Here is a 13,730-nt window from a genome sequence, read left to right on the forward strand (position 1 = left end):
GCGTGGGACGTTGCGGCGCGGAAGTCCTGCGAGGGATCCGCGATGGAACTGCGAGGAAGGGGTGGCCGGATGACCGCCGCCACGAAGAAGATCGCCGGTGGCCTGGTCGCCTCGGCGCTGGTCCTGGGAGCTGCGGGGTGCAGCACTTCGGAGCCCGCCAAGCCCCCGGCCGCGAGGAAGGGCGCCGCCGCCCCGGAGGCCCCGGGCAGCGTCAAGCGGCTCATCGGCGACGGCTCGACCTCGTACACCGGCCCGCAGCCGAACGTACAGAAGGCGCAGAAGCTCAAGCCCGGCGAGAAGCCGCCGCAGTTCGTCGTGTTCTCTTGGGACGGAGCCGGCGAGGACAGCCAGAAGCTCTTCTCGCATTTCCGTGACGTCGGCAAGAAGTACAACGCCCGCATGACGTACTTCCTCAGCGGCGTGTACATGCTCCCGGAGGAGAAGAAGGACCTCTACACGGCCCCGCAGCACTCACCGGGCCGTTCCGACATCGGCTTCGGCGACCTCCAGGGCATCAAGGACACCGCCACCCAGGTGCGCGCCGCCTGGCTGGAGGGCAACGAGATCGGCACCCACTTCAACGGCCACTTCTGCGGGCCCGACGGCGGCGTCGGCACATGGTCGGTCGAGGAGTGGAAGAGCGAGATCAACCAGGCCAAGTCCTTCGTCAAGAACTGGAAGACGAACGCCTCCCTGAAGGACATGGAGGCGCTCCCCTTCGACTACGACAAGGAGCTCATCGGGGCCCGGACCCCCTGCCTCGAAGGCCAGAAGAACTTCATGCTGGCCGCGAAGGACATGGGTTTCCGATACGACTCCAGCGGCATCAGCAAGCAGATCTGGCCCAAGAAGACGGACGGGCTCTGGGACCTGCCGCTCCAGCTGGTGCCCATGCCGGGCCGGGCGTTCGACACGCTGAGCATGGACTACAACTACATGGTCAACCAGTCCGGGACGACTTCGCAGGGCGACCCGTCGCAGCACGCGTACTGGGGCGAGCAGATGCACGACGGCCTGATGAAGGCCTTCGAGCGGACCTACCAGGGCAACCGGGCGCCGCTGATCATCGGCAACCACTTCGAGTCCTGGAACGGCGGCACCTACATGCGCGCCGTCGAGGACTCCATCAAGGAGATGTGCACGCAGAAGGAGGTCCGCTGCGTGCCCTTCCGCGAGCTGGCCGACTGGCTCGACGCCCAGGACCCCAAGTCCCTGGAGTGGATGCGCACGCTCGACGTCGGCCAGGCGCCGAAGGAGGGCTGGACCACGTTCCTGAAGGCGGGGCCGCCGGCGGCGCCGGCCGCCCCCGCCGGGGTCAAGCCGGCTGCGGAGTCGGCCGAAGCGAGTCCGAGCGAGGACTGACGAGGGTCTCCTGGGCGACGGCGTCCTGGGCCGCGGTGTCCCCGGCGCCGGTCTCCTGGGCCACGGTCTCCCGAAGGACGAAGCCGGGGTCGATCTGGTCCGCCAGGTCGATCCCGGTCTTCGCGTTGCCCCAGCTCTCCGCGTTCCGCAGGTGGAAGTGCACCATCTGCTCCGTGTACCGGACCCAGTCGCGCTGTGCGTACGAGTCGTCGGCCGCGTCCTGCAGCGCCTGCAGCGCCAGCCGGTTGGTCGCCTCCAGCAGTTCGAAGGCGGCCGGCCGGCCCTTCTCCATCGACCGCACCCAGTCCGACTGCCCCACGGTGACCAGCAGGTCCTCGCCGGCCTCGTCCTGCAGGAACTCGATGTCCTCCGGGCCCTGCACCTTGTTGCCGATCACCTTGAGCGTGACCCCGAAGTCCCGGGCGTACTCCTTGTACTGGCGGTAGACGGAGATGCCCTTGCGGGTCGGTTCGGCGACCAGGAAGGTCACGTCGAAGCGGGTGAACATGCCCGAGGCGAAGGAGTCCGAGCCCGCCGTCATGTCGACGACGACGTACTCGTCCGGGCCGTCGACGAGGTGGTTGAGGCACAGCTCCACCGCCCCGACCTTGGAGTGGTAACAGGCCACCCCCAGATCGGACTCGGTGAACGGGCCCGTGGCCATCAGCCGTACGGGCTCCCCGTCGAGCAGCAGCGTGCGCGCGCACGCCGCGTACACCGGGTTGTCCTCGGTGACCCGCAGCAGCCGCGAGCCGGCGCCGGGCGGAGTGGTCTTGATCATCGTGTCGGCGGAGGCGATGCGCGGATTGGAACCGCGCAGGTAGTCCTTGATCAGGGGCAGGTGCGCGCCCAGGGCGGGCAGCGCGGCCGCCTCGTCCTCGCTGAGTCCGAGCGCGGCGCCCAGGTGCTGGTTGATGTCGGAGTCCACCGCGACGACGGAGGCTTCATTGGCGGCGAGGTGGCGGATGAAAAGGGAGGACAGCGTGGTCTTGCCGCTGCCGCCCTTTCCCACGAAAGCGATCTTCATGTTCACCAAGAGTAGTGGATCGGTCGCTTTGAGTTGTCCCGTCAAGTGAAGAAAACCACTCCAAGGAGGGGTCGGTGTCATGGGGGCGCAGTGCGTAGGCTCCCTGCTTATGAGTAGTTCTTCTGGCTCCGCCGCCCCTTCCGGCTCCGCCGACCCGCTGGCCCCGCTGGGCGCGCTGCCCGGTGTCGCCGAGTCCGTGGATCGCGTACGCAAGGCCGTGGACCGGGTGTACGGGCACCGGGTCATGCGCCGTCGCAGCGGCGAGATCACCTCGGAGGCCGCACTGCGCGGTGCGCGCGGGAGCGCGGCGCTCTCCGGGGCCGACTGGGCGCTGGAGGAGGTGCGCCGCCGGACCGACTTCGGTGCGGAGGCCGAGGCGCGCACGGTGGGCGCGGCGCTGCGTCTGACGGCCGAGGCGGGGCAACTGCTCAGCATCTGGCGCCAGTCGCCGCTGCGGGTGCTGGCGCGACTGCACCTGGTGGCCTCGGGCTCGACGGCGGCCGGGGACGTGGTCGGCCGCCCCCGCCTGGCGGGGGAGCCGGTGGACGAGCCCTTCGTCACCGCCCCGCTGCCTGATGCGCAGGAGGTGGCGGGCCGACTGGACGGGCTCTCCCGGCTGATCATCGCGGGCGGCTCCGCCCCGGCGCTGATCACGGCGGCGGTGGTGCACGGCGAGCTGCTGGCGCTGCGTCCCTTCGCTTCGTGCAACGGTCTGGTCGCGAGGACGGCGGAGCGGATCGTGCTGATCAACAGCGGCCTCGACCCGAAGGCCATCTGCCCGGCGGAGGTGGGCCACGCGGAGCAGGGGCGCGATGCCTACCTGGCGGCCTTCGAGGGGTACGTGTCCGGGACCCCCGAGGGGATGTCGGCCTGGATCGCCCACTGCGGGCGCGCCATCGAGCTGGGCGCGCGCGAGTCGACGGCGGTCTGCGAGGCCCTGCAGCGGGGCGCGGCGTAGGCGCTCGAAAGCGCCCGGACGACTCGAAGCACCCGGACAAAGGGTTGCGGCGACACCGTCTTGCTTTGGTGTCGCCGCTGGCATTCACGTCCAGTTACCAAGCGTCCTCGAATGTTGCCCATCAGGTCGGGAACTTTGCCCGTACCTGGTGCGGCTGGCCCGTAATCGACGGGTCGACGTCGCGTGGGTACTCGGCGTTCATGCTTCGGTCCGTGGGCCTTACTGCGTTTTAAAGATGATCCTCTCGGATGTTCTTTGGTCTCGCGGGCCGTTGACTCCTTTCTACTCCGCTTCGGAGTAGAGCGAAACCCCTGGCCACATTTCTTTGCTTTCCGGTATGTCTGCGGGCGAACCGGACAGCCCAAAGCGGTGCAGGTCAGGCGCGGCTCGGGAGCCCCTCAGGCGGAGGTGGCGGCCGCGAGGGCGGCGCGGCGCCGGCTCGCGTACCAGACCAGCCCGGCGGTGGCGGCGGCCGCTCCGACGGCCGCCGCGGCGATGAGCGCCGGGCGCGCCGGCATCGACAGTCCGGGCAGCCGCTGCTTGAGGCGTACCGGCCGGTTGAAGACCAGTACCGGCCACTCCCGGGACACCGCCTCGCGGCGCAGCGCCCGGTCGGGATTGACCGCGTGCGGGTGTCCCACCGCCTCCAGCATCGGGATGTCGGTGGCGGAGTCGCTGTACGCGTAGCAGCGGGCGAGGTCGTACCCCTCGGACTCCGCGAGCTCGCGCACCGCCTCCGCCTTCGTCGGCCCGTACGCGTAGTACGCGATCTCGCCCGTGAAGCAGCCGTCGTCGCCCACGACCATCCGTGTGGCGACGACGCGGTCGGCGCCCAGCATCTCGCCGATCGGCTCGACGACCTCGGCGCCGGAGGTGGACACGATGACCACGTCGCGGCCGGCGGTGTGGTGGGCCTCGATCAGGGAGGCGGCCTCGTCGTAGATGATCGGGTCGATGAGGTCGTGCAGGGCTTCCGCGACGATCTCCCGGACCTGCTGCACGTTCCACCCCTTGCAGAGGGCGGACAGGTACTCCCGCATCCGTTCCATCTGGTCGTGGTCGGCGCCGCCGGCCAGGAAGATGAACTGCGTGTACGCGGTGCGCAGCACGGCTCGCCGGTTGATCAGGCCGCCCTGGTAGAAGGACTTGCTGAACGTCAGAGTGCTCGACTTCGCAATGACCGTCTTGTCCAGGTCGAAGAAGGCTGCGGTGCGAGGCAAGGAGTGCGGCAAGGGCTGATTTTCCACGACCCGAGCATATGCGCCCACCATTCGGCGTAAGGTGTGGCGCGTGGGTTTGCCTGAGAAGGCCTTCGGGTACACCATGGAAGTCACGGATCGTTCGCGACCGTGCTAACCCGGTCTGGCTCCTCCCCCCCCGAGTCGGACCGTGGGGACGACCCCCGCTCTCCCCCCCGGCGGGGGTCGTCGCATGTCCGGACGCGGTTCGCGTCCCTGCCTTCGGCCCCAAGTGACCATCCCTCTGGCCCTTCCTCTTGTCGGGGCCAGCGCGGCGAAGGCCCTCACCAGATCAGACTCGTCACGGTGCGTAGTGGTTCCGCCGCGCTCCGGAACTCACCTGTTGGGATGAGCGGGTTATTCACATCGGGCCGGTTGTCCACAGTTTTCGAGCAAGATCCACTTCTTTTTCCTGATCGCTGCCACGGTGATTCCAGCCGCGAAGTCCGCGGTGCTGGATATGCGGTGAGAAGGGGGCGGAGATCGTGGCTGGATCGAAGTCGGGTGGAGTTTCGGAAGCGGTCGCGGCAGGCGGGGTGGGGCGGATCGCCCGTGCGGGCGGTCCCGCCCCGGGCGGCGGCCGGCCGTTGATCATCACCGAGGACCCCGTGCTGTTGGACGACCTGCTGAGGCTGTGCGCCGCTGCGGGCGCCGAACCGCACGTGCACCACGCGGTACCCGGGCGCAGCGGTTCCGGAGAGGGCGCGAGGGGCGGCAGCCCCGGCGCCGCCGCGACCGCGGGCAGCGTGGGCTGGGAGTCCGCGCCGCTCGTCCTGGTCGGGGACGATGCGGCCCGGCGGGTCCGCGGCGCCCCGCGGCGGGACGGCGTGTTCCTCGTCGGCCGCGAACTCGACGACCCCCTCGTGTGGCAGCGGGCCCTGGAAATCGGCGCCGAGGAAGTGCTCCGGCTGCCCGACGCCGAGGGCCGGCTCGTGGACCGCATCGCCGATGTGGTGGAAGGAGCCGGACGGCCGGCCCTCGCGGTCGGGGTGATCGGCGGCAGTGGCGGGGCCGGAGCCTCCACCCTCGCCTGCGCACTGGCCCTGCGGGCCGCCCGCGCCGGGGAGCGGACCATCCTCATCGACGGCGACCCGCTCGGCGGGGGCATGGACGTACTGCTCGGGGGCGAGGCCGCCGAGGGGCTGCGCTGGCCGGACTTCGCCGGCTCCCGGGGGCGGGTCGGCGCCGGAGCCCTGGAGGAATCCCTGCCCGAGCTGCACGCCCTGCGGGTCCTCAGCTGGGACCGCGGGGACCGGGTGGTGGTGCCGCCCGCCGCGATGCGGTCGGTGGTCGCCGCCGCGCGCCGCCGGGGCGGGGTCGTCGTGGTGGACCTGCCGCGCCGGGTGGACGAAGCCGTGGCCGAGGTGCTGGCGCAGCTGGATCTGGTGCTGATGGTGGTGCCGGGCGAGTTGCGGGCGGTGGCCGCGGCGGGCCGGGTCGCCGCCGGGGTCCGGATGGCGGCCCGGGATGTACGGGTCGTCGTGCGCGGCCGCGGCCCCGGCGGGCTCGACGCCGAGGCGGTGGCCGGGCTGCTGGGGGCGCCGCTGGCCGGTGAGGTGCCGGTCGAGGTGGGGCTCCCGGGGCGGGTGGCCGAGGGGGAGCCGCCGGGTGCGCAGGGGCGGGGTGCGCTGGCCCGGTTCTGCGACGGCTTCTGGCAGCGGGTGCTCGGCACCGCCCAGGGGGTGACGGCATGAGCGCGGTGCTGCTGGACGCGGTGCGCCGGCGGCTCGCCGAGAGCGGGGCGGAGCCGACCCCGGCCCGGGTCGCGGCGGCCCTGCGGGAGCAGGGCCGACTGCTGGGCGATGCGGAAGTGCTGGGTGTGGCCGCCGAGTTGCGCTCCGAACTGGTCGGCGCGGGCCCGCTGGAGGCATTGCTCACCGACCCCGAGGTCACCGATGTGCTGGTGGCCGCCCCGGACCGGGTGTGGGTGGACCGCGGCGGCGGGCTGGAGCTGACCGGGGTGACCTTCGCTGATGCCGAGGCCGTGCGCAGACTCGCTCAGCGGCTCGCCGCCGTCGCGGGGCGGCGCCTGGACGACGCCCGGCCCTGGGTGGACGCCCGGATGCCGGACGGCACCCGGCTGCATGCCGTGCTGCCGCCGGTGGCCGTCGGATCGGCCTGCCTGTCGCTGCGGGTCGTGCGGCCCAGGGCGTTCACGCTGGAGGAGCTCGTGGCGGCGGGGACACTGCCGCCCGACGGTCAGCGGCTGCTGCGGGACATGATCGAGGCCCGGCTGTCGTTCCTCGTCTCCGGCGGGACCGGCACGGGCAAAACCACCCTGCTCAGTGCCCTGCTGGGGCTCGTCGGCCCCGGCGAGCGGATCGTGCTGGCCGAGGACTCGGCCGAGCTGCGCCCCGACCATCCACATGTGGTGCGGCTGGAGACCCGCCCGGCCAACCAGGAGGGTGCGGGCCTGGTCACCCTCGCGGATCTGGTCCGCCAGGCCCTGCGGATGCGCCCGGACCGGCTGGTCGTGGGCGAGGTGCGGGGCGCCGAGGTGGCGGATCTGCTGGCCGCCCTGAACACCGGACACGAGGGCGGCTGCGGCACGGTCCATGCCAACGCCGCGGCGCATGTCCCGGCCCGGCTGGAAGCGCTCGGGACGGCCGCGGGGCTCGACCGGGCCGCCCTGCACAGCCAGTTGGCGGCCGCTCTGACCCTGGTGGTCCACCTGGTCCGGGACCGGGCCGGGCGGCGCCGGGTGGCCGAGGTGCATGTGCTCCAGCGGGACGCCGCCGGGCTGGTGGTCACCGTGCCGGCGCTGCGCTGGGCCCCGCGGGGATTCGTACGGGAGCGGGGCTGGGAGCGGCTGCGCCCGCTGCTGGGCGGTGCCCGGTGAGCGCCGGGGCGGCGGCGGGGCTGCCGGTGTTCGCCGGGGTGTTGTGCGCCGGGGCGGCCGCCTGGGCGCTGGCCGGGGGCGACCGGGTGTCCCGGCGGGCCCGGACGATGCTGGCCGGTGCGGGACCGGTGGTGCCGAGCGGGCCGGTGCGCTGGGAGCGGCTGGTGATCGGAGTGCGGGTACGGGCCGCGCGGTGGCGGGAGTGGGCCTGTATCGCGGCGGGAGTGGCGCTCGGACTGCTGGGCGGGTCGGTGCTTCCGGTCGTGGCCGGGGTTGCGGCGCTGCCGCTGGTGCGGCGGTGGCTGCGGGCCCGGGAGCGGGAGCGGGCCCGGACGGCGAGGGCCGCGGAGGTGGCGTCCCTGTGCGGCGCGGTGGTGGGCGAGCTGCGGGCCGGGGCCCAGCCGGGCCAGGCGCTGACCGCGGCGCTGCGCAGGACGGCCTGCGGCGCCGGCGGCCCGGGCGCGGCGGAAGCGGCCGTGTTGGCGGCCGCGGCGTTCGGCGGGGAGGTGCCCGGAGCACTGCGGCAGGCGGCGCGGGAGCCCGGCGCGGAGGGGCTGGCCGGGATGGCGGCCTGCTGGCGGGTGTCGGTGGACGGGGGCGCCGGGCTGGCCGCCGGACTGGACCGGCTGGAGGGGGCACTGCGGGCCGAGCGGGACCGGGAGGAGTCGCTGCGGGCCCAGTTGGCGGGGGCGAGATCGACGACGGGGGTGCTGGCCCTGCTGCCGGTGGTCGCGCTGCTGATCGGCACCGGGCTCGGGGCGGATCCGCTGCGGGTGTTGCTGCACACGCCCATGGGGTGGGGCTGCCTGCTGGCGGGAGGGGTGCTGGAGGCGCTGGGGCTGCTGTGGTGCCGGCGGATCGTACGGGTGGGGGAGCGGTGATGGGCGACTTCTCGGTCCACAGGCTGGGGACGGCGCTGTGCCTCGCGGCGGCCGCGCTCTGCGTGGCGGCGGCATGGGTGGCCAGAGCCCGGGAGCGTGCGGCCCGGCGCCGGATCTGCGCCCTGCTGGCGGCGCAACCGGCGCGGAGCCGGCCGGTGTTCGGGCCACGGATACGGTCCGCTGCGGTCGCTTGGGCCGGGCCAGCCGGGGCGCTGGCGGCGGGCTGGGTGCTGATCGGCGGCCTTGTGGGAGTGGCGGTCGGCTGCGCGGCGGCCCTCGGGGTGCGGTGGTGGTCGGCCCGGCCGAAGCCGCCCGCCGGGGTGGACCCCGCGGAGGCGGAGCGCCAGTTGCCCTTCGCGGCCGACCTGCTGGCGGCCTGTCTGGCGGCCGGGGCGGGGCCCGTGGAGGCCGCCGAGGTGGTGGGGGAGTCGCTGGGCGGCCCGGTGGGCGAGCGGCTGGCCCTGGCCGGGGCGGAGCTGCGGCTCGGCGGGGAACCGGGCGCCGCGTGGGGGAGGTTGGCGGAGATACCGGGAGCCAGGGCGCTGGCCGAGTGCCTGGAGCGGTCCGCCCGGACGGGGGCGCCGGCCGCCGAGCCGGTCTCCCGGCTGGCGGGGGCGCTGAGGGCGGACCGGACCCGGCGGGCGGGCGCCCGGGCGCAGCGGGCGGCAGTGCTCGTCACCGCGCCGGTGGGGCTGTGTTTCCTCCCCGCTTTTCTCGCGATCGGGGTGGCGCCGGTGGTGATCGGTATGGCTTCCGGTCTTCTCTCGAACACCTGAGATCAATCTGAAATCACGTCAAGAAGCTGAATCAACAGGAGGTTGTCATGAGGATCATCTGGTCGCGCGTACGGGCGGCGCTGAGGGGTCGGGGCGGCGATGCGGGAATGTCGACATCGGAATACGCCATGGGCACGATCGCGGCGTGTGCATTCGCCGCCGTTCTGTACAAGGTGGTGACGAGCGAGGTGGTCTCCACGGCACTTCAATCGACCATCGGGAAGGCGCTCGATGTGCCGTTCTGAGGGAAAGTCACGAGGAATGCGGGGCAGGAGTGACGACCGGGGATATGTGACGGCGGAAGCCGCCCTGGTGATCCCCGCGCTGGTGCTGTTCGCGGCGCTGCTCGTGTGGGCGCTGATGGCGGCCGCCGGGCAGATCCGGTGCGTGGACGCCGCGCGGGCCGGTGCCCGGGCGGCGGCCCGGTCGGAACCGGCGGAGGTCGTGGTGGCGGCGGCCGGGGCGGCCGCCCCGCCAGGGGCGAAAGTGGAGGTGGAGCGCACGGGCGATCTGTGGCGGGTCCGGGTCGCGGCGCCCGCGCCGGGGCCGGCCGCGCTGCCCGTACGGCTCGGCGCGCAGGCGGTGGCCCTGGCCGAGGACAGCGTGGGGCCGCCGCCATGAGCCGGGCGGCGCGCCGGGCCGCGGACCGGGGTTCGGCCACGGTGTGGGCCGCGCTCGTGGTGACCGTGCTCGGGGCGGTGTTCGGCGGGGTGCTGCTGCTCGGCCAGGCCGTCGTGGCCCGCCACCGCGCGGCGGCGGCCGCCGACCTGGCCGCCCTTGCGGCCGCGGCGAGCTGGACCCACGGCCCGCAGGCCGCCTGCGCCACGGCGGCACGGGTGGCCGGGGCCCAGGGCGCGCGGGTCACCGCGTGCGTGCTGACGGGCGAGACGGCCCAGATCACGGCCCGCGCCGCGACGGGCCCCTTCACCCCGCCGATCCAATCCCGCGCCGGCCCACCGACCCCACCCCTGCGCCGAGCCGGGGCGGCGCCGGGTACGGGCGGCGGGGACGGTCCGGCTACGGGGGCGGGGGCGACTCCGCCAGGAGGCGGGTGAGGAGGCGGATGGCGCCGCGTTTGTGGAGGGGGTCGTTGCCGTTGCCGCACTTGGGGGACTGGATGCAGGAGGGGCAGCCGGCCTCGCACTCGCAGGCGGCGATGGCGTCGCGGGTCGCGCTCAGCCAGGCGTGGGCCGTGTGGAAGGCGCGCTCCGCGAAACCGGCGCCGCCGGGGTGGCCGTCGTAGACGAAGACCGTCGGGAGGAGGGTGTCGGGATGCAGCGGGACGGAGACCCCGCCGATGTCCCAGCGGTCGCAGGTGGCGAAGAGCGGGAGCAGGCCGATGGAGGCGTGCTCGGCGGCGTGCAGGGCGCCGCCGAGGATCTCCGGGTTGATCCGGGCCTCGTCGAGCTGGTCCTCGGTGACCGTCCACCACACGGCCCGCGTGCGCAGGGTGCGCGGCGGCAGGTCCAGTTTGGCCTCGCCGAGCACCTCGCCGGTGATCAGTTTGCGGCGCAGGTAGGAGACGACCTGGTTGGTGACCTCGACGGAGCCGAAGCAGAGCCGGCCCCGGCCCCACGGGATCTCCGTCTCGGTTTCCAGCACCGAGATGGAGGTGGTGTCCCGGGCGGTGGTGGAGAAGGGCGGGCTGGACTCCTCCACCAGGGCCACCGAATCCTCCAGGTCCAGGTGCTTCACGAGATACGTGCGGCCCTGGTGGAGGTGGACCGCCCCGTCGTGGACTGCGGTGTGGGCCGCGGCCTCGTCGACCGTGCCCAGCAGCCGGCCGGTGACGGCCTCGACGATCTGCACGGGGCGGCCGCCGCCGCCCCGGATGTCGGTCAGGTCCGAGGCCCGCTCGCGCCGGGTCCAGTGCCAGGCCGTCGCCCGGCGGCGCAGCAGCTTGGCGGCCTCCAGCTGGGGGAGGAGCTCACGGGCCGCCGGGCCGAAGAGGTCGAGGTCCGCCTCCGTCAGCGGGAGCTCGGCCGCGGCCGCGCACAGGTGGGGGGCCAGGACGTACGGGTTGTCCGGGTCCAGCACCGTGGCCTCGACCGGCTGGCGGAACAGTGCCTCCGGATGGTGGACGAGGTACGTGTCGAGCGGGTCGTCACGGGCGATCAGCACGGCCAGGGCGCCCTGGCCCGAGCGCCCGGCGCGGCCGGCCTGCTGCCACAGGGAGGCCCGGGTGCCGGGGTAGCCGGTGATCAGCACGGCGTCCAGGCCCGAGACGTCCACGCCGAGCTCCAGGGCGGTCGTGGCGGCCAGCCCCAGGAGCTCCCCGGAGTGCAGGGCGCGTTCCAGGGCCCGGCGCTCCTCGGGCAGGTAGCCGCCGCGGTAGGCCGCGACCCGCCGGGGCAGAGAGCGGTCCACCTCGGCGAGCCGCTCCTGGGCGATGACGGCGATCAGCTCGGCGCCGCGCCGGGAGCGGACGAAGGCGACCGTGCGCACGCCCTGCACGACCAGGTCGGTCAGCAGGTCGGCGGTCTCCGCGGTGGCCGTACGGCGTACGGGGGCGCCCTTCTCGCCCTTGAGGTCGGTCAGCGGCGGCTCCCACAGGGCGAAGACCAGCTCGCCGCGCGGGGAGGCGTCGTCGGCGACCTCGACGACCCGCAGGCCGGTCAGCCGGGAGGCCGCGGCCGCCGGGTCGCTCGCGGTGGCGGAGGCGAGCAGGAAGACGGGTTCGGAGCCGTAGCGGGCGCACAGCCGCCGCAGCCGGCGCAGGACCTGGGCCACGTGGGAGCCGAATACTCCCCGGTAGGTGTGGCACTCGTCGATCACGACGTAGCGCAGGGACCGCAGGAAGGAGGACCAGCGGGGGTGGGCGGGCAGGATCCCGCGGTGCAGCATGTCGGGGTTGGTGAGGACGTAGTTGGCGTACTGGCGCACCCATTCGCGTTCCTCCACCGGGGTGTCGCCGTCGTACACGGCGGGACGGATCGCGTTGCCCAGCGGGGCGGCCAGTTCCCGTACGGCGCGCCGCTGGTCGGCCGCCAGGGCCTTGGTGGGCGCCAGGTACAGGGCGGTCGCGCCGCGGCCGTTGGGGGCTTCGGCGCCGTCCGCGAGGGCGGAGAGCACGGGCGCCAGGTACGCCAGCGACTTGCCCGAGGCGGTGCCGGTCGCGACGACCACCGACTCGCCGTCGAGGGCGTGCTCGGCGGCCGTGGCCTGGTGTTCCCACGGATGTTCGATTCCCGCGGCCTGGATGGCGGCTACTACATCCGTTCGGATGTGGTCGGGCCAGACTGCATGACGGCCGTCCCGAGGGGGCAAGTGCTCCGTATGGGTGATGCGCGCAGCTCGGGAAGGCCCCCGTGCCAGCCGGTTCAGAACCGTGCCGGGGGTGGGTCGCTGATCCGCGGGTGCCGTGGGCCGACCGGGGTGGTGAGGATGGGCCATTGGAACCGAGTGTGTCACTGGCGTGCGGGACAATGGTCCCAAGGCGTCGTGCGCGCCTGCCGGTAAGTGATTGAATGCCATCGCGGCAGCCAATCCCTCGCCCACCTTCGGGTGGGGAGGCCCCTGGGGGGCGCCGCTCGATAGCAAGGTGCTGGAGGATCCGTGGACCTGTCCCTGTCGACTCGCACTGTCGGCGACCGTACGGTCGTGGAGGTCGGTGGCGAGATTGATGTGTATACCGCGCCCAAGCTGCGCGAGCAGTTGGTCGAGTTGGTGAACGACGGCAGCTACCACCTGGTTGTCGACATGGAGCGAGTGGACTTCCTCGACTCCACCGGGCTTGGTGTGCTCGTGGGAGGCCTCAAGCGCGTCCGTGCGCACGAGGGCTCGCTGCGTCTGGTGTGCAACCAGGAGCGCATCCTGAAGATCTTCCGCATCACCGGCCTGACCAAGGTGTTCCCGATCCACACCTCGGTGGAGGACGCCGTCAGCGCCACCGACTGACGGTTTCGCGGCGGCCGCCCCGAGGGCAGTCGTCGCCGAGCCGCATGAGGAGCGGGGGGCACCGGGCCACAGGCGGTCCGGGCCCCTGCAAGGCACGCCCGTAGTCCGAGGGGGACGCGCATGGCCACCGTTGAACTGCGCTTCAGCGCCCAGCCCGAACACGTCAGGACGGCCCGCCTCGTCGCGGCCGCCGTGGCGCGGCGGGCGGGCGTGGAGGAAGCCGTCCTCGACGAGGTCCGCCTCGCCGTGGGCGAGGCCTGCTCGCGCGCCGTCGGACTGCACCGCAGCAACGGGCTGACCGCGCCCGTCCGGGTCGTGCTGACCGAGGAGGAGAAGGTGTTCTCCATCGAGGTCGGCGACGAGGTTCCCGGACCGGCCGGCGGGCCGTCCGCCGTCTCCGGAATCGAAGCCGTCCTGGACCCCGACATCGAGGGTGAGGACGAGATGGGCCTCGCGGTGATCAGCGGGCTCGTCGACGACGTCGAGGTGACCAGCGGGGAAGCGGGCGGGACCATCCGGATGAGCTGGCCCGTCTCCGGGGTCTCCGCGCTCCCGTAGGCCCGGGCTTCCGTGCCGCCGGGCTCCCCGTAGGCCCGTCTCCGGGTCTGCGGGTTCCCGCAGTGCCCGGGGTTCCGGGCCGCCGCGCTCCCGTAGGGCCCGTCTCGGAGCCTACGAGCCTCCGTAGGACCGGGGTACCGGGCCGCGGGGCTTCAGCATGCCTGCGGCCCGCTCCGGGTTGTCGGCCTCCGGCC

The 13,730-nt window shown here is 73.4% G+C and carries 14 protein-coding genes; 11 read left to right on the forward strand and 3 right to left on the reverse strand.

Features of this window, described 5'->3' with window-relative positions; genetic code table 11:
- The first annotated feature begins 69 nt into the window (after nt 1–69).
- Nucleotides 70–1,362 (forward strand): hypothetical protein, encoded by a 1,293-nt coding sequence (locus tag ACFWB8_RS03940; protein ID WP_385222097.1) that lies wholly within the window; start codon nt 70–72, stop codon nt 1,360–1,362.
- Here the strand turns inward: ACFWB8_RS03940 and ACFWB8_RS03945 are convergent.
- Nucleotides 1,316–2,389 carry an ATP-binding protein gene (locus ACFWB8_RS03945; RefSeq protein WP_385222100.1) on the reverse strand — a complete coding sequence of 358 codons (1,074 nt, stop codon included), beginning with the start codon at nt 2,387–2,389 and terminating at the stop codon, nt 1,316–1,318. The two genes, ACFWB8_RS03940 and ACFWB8_RS03945, sit on opposite strands and share 47 nt — an antisense overlap.
- Before the next feature lie 109 nt (nt 2,390–2,498).
- On the opposite strand from ACFWB8_RS03945, the gene ACFWB8_RS03950 reads away from it, so the two are divergent.
- Nucleotides 2,499–3,347: an oxidoreductase gene (locus tag ACFWB8_RS03950; protein WP_385222103.1), complete on the forward strand. Its 849-nt coding sequence runs from the start codon at nt 2,499–2,501 to the stop codon at nt 3,345–3,347.
- Nucleotides 3,348–3,745: 398 nt separating this feature from the next.
- Here the strand turns inward: ACFWB8_RS03950 and ACFWB8_RS03955 are convergent, their stop codons facing one another.
- Nucleotides 3,746–4,618 (reverse strand): HAD family hydrolase, encoded by an 873-nt coding sequence (locus tag ACFWB8_RS03955; protein WP_385222106.1) that lies wholly within the window; start codon nt 4,616–4,618, stop codon nt 3,746–3,748.
- Between the two features lie 503 nt (nt 4,619–5,121).
- Between ACFWB8_RS03955 and ssd the strand changes: the two genes are divergently transcribed.
- Genes ssd through ACFWB8_RS03990 form a run of 7 tightly spaced genes read left to right on the forward strand, consistent with a single transcriptional unit; the run spans nt 5,122 to nt 10,136 of the window.
- Nucleotides 5,122–6,279: a septum site-determining protein Ssd gene (ssd, locus tag ACFWB8_RS03960; RefSeq protein WP_385222373.1), complete on the forward strand. Its 1,158-nt coding sequence runs from the start codon at nt 5,122–5,124 to the stop codon at nt 6,277–6,279.
- Complete coding sequence (locus tag ACFWB8_RS03965) at nt 6,276–7,424, forward strand: TadA family conjugal transfer-associated ATPase (protein ID WP_385222109.1); 1,149 nt, start codon at nt 6,276–6,278, stop codon at nt 7,422–7,424. Before ssd ends, ACFWB8_RS03965 begins: the two co-directional genes overlap by 4 nt.
- Nucleotides 7,421–8,305, forward strand: a complete 885-nt coding sequence (locus ACFWB8_RS03970) for a type II secretion system F family protein (RefSeq protein WP_385222112.1) — start codon at nt 7,421–7,423, stop codon at nt 8,303–8,305. The genes ACFWB8_RS03965 and ACFWB8_RS03970 overlap by 4 nt, the downstream gene beginning before the upstream one ends.
- The gene (locus tag ACFWB8_RS03975) at nt 8,305–9,081 is read left to right on the forward strand and encodes a type II secretion system F family protein (protein WP_385222115.1); all 777 of its coding nucleotides are present in this window, start codon (nt 8,305–8,307) and stop codon (nt 9,079–9,081) included. The genes ACFWB8_RS03970 and ACFWB8_RS03975 overlap by 1 nt, the downstream gene beginning before the upstream one ends.
- Before the next feature lie 47 nt (nt 9,082–9,128).
- Complete coding sequence (locus ACFWB8_RS03980; RefSeq protein WP_385222117.1) at nt 9,129–9,326, forward strand: DUF4244 domain-containing protein; 198 nt, start codon at nt 9,129–9,131, stop codon at nt 9,324–9,326.
- Nucleotides 9,313–9,702 (forward strand): TadE family type IV pilus minor pilin, encoded by a 390-nt coding sequence (locus ACFWB8_RS03985; RefSeq protein ID WP_385222120.1) that lies wholly within the window; start codon nt 9,313–9,315, stop codon nt 9,700–9,702. Before ACFWB8_RS03980 ends, ACFWB8_RS03985 begins: the two co-directional genes overlap by 14 nt.
- A complete protein-coding gene (locus ACFWB8_RS03990) occupies nt 9,699–10,136 on the forward strand; it encodes an Rv3654c family TadE-like protein (protein WP_385222122.1) in 438 nt (145 codons plus the stop codon). The genes ACFWB8_RS03985 and ACFWB8_RS03990 overlap by 4 nt, the downstream gene beginning before the upstream one ends.
- On the opposite strand, the gene ACFWB8_RS03995 is transcribed toward ACFWB8_RS03990, so the two are convergent.
- On the reverse strand, nt 10,099–12,555 hold the full coding sequence (locus ACFWB8_RS03995) for a DEAD/DEAH box helicase (protein ID WP_385222125.1): 2,457 nt from the start codon (nt 12,553–12,555) through the stop codon (nt 10,099–10,101). The genes ACFWB8_RS03990 and ACFWB8_RS03995 overlap by 38 nt on opposite strands.
- 81 nt (nt 12,556–12,636) lie before the next feature.
- Here ACFWB8_RS03995 and bldG point away from each other — a divergent pair, with 81 nt between their 5' ends.
- Both bldG and ACFWB8_RS04005 read left to right on the forward strand, forming a co-directional pair.
- The gene (bldG, locus tag ACFWB8_RS04000; RefSeq protein WP_267751850.1) at nt 12,637–12,978 is read left to right on the forward strand and encodes an anti-sigma factor antagonist BldG; all 342 of its coding nucleotides are present in this window, start codon (nt 12,637–12,639) and stop codon (nt 12,976–12,978) included.
- A gap of 120 nt (nt 12,979–13,098) precedes the next feature.
- Complete coding sequence (locus ACFWB8_RS04005) at nt 13,099–13,536, forward strand: ATP-binding protein (RefSeq protein WP_385222128.1); 438 nt, start codon at nt 13,099–13,101, stop codon at nt 13,534–13,536.
- The last annotated feature ends 194 nt before the right edge of the window (nt 13,537–13,730 follow it).

Source organism: Streptomyces sp. NPDC060031, from assembly GCF_042736805.1.
GTDB lineage: Bacteria > Actinomycetota > Actinomycetes > Streptomycetales > Streptomycetaceae > Streptomyces.

Excerpts from the sequence above, each read along its gene's own strand:
- ACFWB8_RS04005 (WP_385222128.1), top strand. The coding sequence starts at position 13,099 with ATGGCCACCGTTGAACTGCGCTTCAGCGCCCAGCCCGAACACGTCAGG.
- ACFWB8_RS03955 (WP_385222106.1), bottom strand. The coding sequence starts at position 4,618 with ATGGTGGGCGCATATGCTCGGGTCGTGGAAAATCAGCCCTTGCCGCAC.
- ACFWB8_RS03995 (WP_385222125.1), bottom strand. The coding sequence starts at position 12,555 with ATGGCATTCAATCACTTACCGGCAGGCGCGCACGACGCCTTGGGACCA.
- ACFWB8_RS03945 (WP_385222100.1), bottom strand. The coding sequence starts at position 2,389 with ATGAAGATCGCTTTCGTGGGAAAGGGCGGCAGCGGCAAGACCACGCTG.
- ACFWB8_RS03950 (WP_385222103.1), top strand. The coding sequence starts at position 2,499 with ATGAGTAGTTCTTCTGGCTCCGCCGCCCCTTCCGGCTCCGCCGACCCG.
- ACFWB8_RS03990 (WP_385222122.1), top strand. The coding sequence starts at position 9,699 with ATGAGCCGGGCGGCGCGCCGGGCCGCGGACCGGGGTTCGGCCACGGTG.
- ACFWB8_RS03975 (WP_385222115.1), top strand. The coding sequence starts at position 8,305 with ATGGGCGACTTCTCGGTCCACAGGCTGGGGACGGCGCTGTGCCTCGCG.
- ACFWB8_RS03980 (WP_385222117.1), top strand. The coding sequence starts at position 9,129 with ATGAGGATCATCTGGTCGCGCGTACGGGCGGCGCTGAGGGGTCGGGGC.
- ACFWB8_RS03940 (WP_385222097.1), top strand. The coding sequence starts at position 70 with ATGACCGCCGCCACGAAGAAGATCGCCGGTGGCCTGGTCGCCTCGGCG.
- ACFWB8_RS03985 (WP_385222120.1), top strand. The coding sequence starts at position 9,313 with ATGTGCCGTTCTGAGGGAAAGTCACGAGGAATGCGGGGCAGGAGTGAC.
- ACFWB8_RS03965 (WP_385222109.1), top strand. The coding sequence starts at position 6,276 with ATGAGCGCGGTGCTGCTGGACGCGGTGCGCCGGCGGCTCGCCGAGAGC.